Origin of the sequence: Caballeronia sp. LZ008, assembly GCF_031451435.1 — a bacterium.
GTDB lineage: Bacteria > Pseudomonadota > Gammaproteobacteria > Burkholderiales > Burkholderiaceae > Caballeronia > Caballeronia zhejiangensis.
Genome location: NZ_JARUXK010000019.1, coordinates 1 through 1,608 on the forward strand (window position 1 = coordinate 1; position 1,608 = coordinate 1,608).

Here is a 1,608-nt window from a genome sequence, read left to right on the forward strand (position 1 = left end):
AAGGATGTCGGCGTCAATTCATTCGGAACACTGCATCGCGCCAGCTCTTCCGAATAAGCGAGCGCGCGTTCACAAGGGGATATTTCAACAGCCTGCTAGGAGGAAGAAATGGGTCCTCAAAGGGTTTCGAAAGAACGACAGCTGCTGGGTCTCGAAGCGAAAGAGTCGCTCTGGAACGAAGAGCTCCGGAGAATTTTCGAGCCACAATGCTTCGAATTTTATAGTCGGAGACGCAGTTCGAGACCTGTGATCGATTCGTCTATGGAAGACGTGTTGCCGGACCAACGAACAGACATCGCTCGATACTATGTAACACGCGACCCGCGACACCGCGACCGGAATCCTAGGGGATCGCACCTCGATTGCGCCCCTGATTCGGTGTTGGCCCCCTGGGTATCGAGCAAGGATTTTTCGCCAATAGCGAATCCCATCGTCGATAGCGGAAGTTCAGTATCGGAGGAAATAACATTCGCGTGGACTCGGGTACGGGCCGACCTTGATCTTACCGACGCTCTGTTCGCGCACATCGCCGCCCTTGACGCGCAATTGCACGTGGTCGATGCGACTTCACATGGCGATGAATGCCAACGCGGGCGCCGTACTGCCGGTCGAGTAGACGCCCGACAGTCTGGACCAGTAAGCGCAGCGAAACAGGAATCAAATACCCCGGTCAGCGGTCGAGCAAGATCTGAAACAAAAGAGGAATTTTCGATTTCGATTCAGCTATCGGCATATCTCGCGACAGTTCTGCGCGTCGAGTTTTCCGAATCCTTTTTCACTGGGCCAACTTGCGAGCCTCTCGAAGGCCTCGACCGTTCGTCTGTTGACGCGTTCCTGAAAGGTCTGGACGAGCAACGCCTTGAGATTCACAGTGGCTATCGTTCGAGCGTCATCTCAAGCCTTCTTTTCCAAGTGACAGGCTTCGCAAATCCTGAAGATCTCGAGACGATGTTTGAAGACGTTTTGCGTTTCGGCTCGGCCGCTGAAAAGCAGCAATGGACTACCATTACGCCGGAGGAGCGCAGGAAAGTGGAGAACGAAAGCGGCAGAGTTGCTCAGCTCTGCGGTGCCGAGCTTGAAAAGCGAGATCGTCACATCGGTCGTCAGAGGTGACGTCGAGTTAATTGCGGTAAACACAGACGATGACTCGATGCCCGCTCCTCGAGACAGGTCTGCGTCAGTCGGCGTTGGCGGACGAAGCAAGGGACGGCGCAGAGAAAGCTCTTTCGAAAGATAGCGCACCATATGTCGCGATCATCGACGGGCGTCCCTGGTCGCACTTGAGTTTTCCTCCAAAGCGCGTTCGCCGAACCGAGCGAAGTCTTTGGCCAGTTTCGCCGGCACCATGGCTCCGCATCTTTCGGCGTCGCAGTGCATCACATGTAGCTGCGCACAGAGCACTCGACCGAGAGACTGAGGACCGGTTCTCATGAACGGGCAACGCGTTCCCCTCCGTACGGCATATCAAAGACGCCACTGCTTCGGAAGGTTGCGGATTTTCTTCGATGTACTAGCAGGCTGTTGAAATATCCCCTTGTGAACGCGCGCTCGCTTATTCGGAAGAGCTGGCGCGATGCAGTGTTCCGAATGAATTGACGCCGACATCCT

Annotated in this window: 1 protein-coding gene; it reads left to right on the forward strand. The window is 55.2% G+C overall.

The window, feature by feature from the left end:
• Positions 1-261 precede the first annotated feature (261 nt).
• Complete coding sequence (locus QCE49_RS33530) at positions 262-1,113, forward strand: hypothetical protein (protein ID WP_250460795.1); 852 nt, start codon at positions 262-264, stop codon at positions 1,111-1,113.
• Positions 1,114-1,608: the final 495 nt, after the last annotated feature.

What these genes read in the sequence shown, in the direction of transcription:
- QCE49_RS33530 (WP_250460795.1), top strand. Translation starts at nt 262, where the DNA reads ATGGAAGACGTGTTGCCGGACCAACGAACAGACATCGCTCGATACTAT.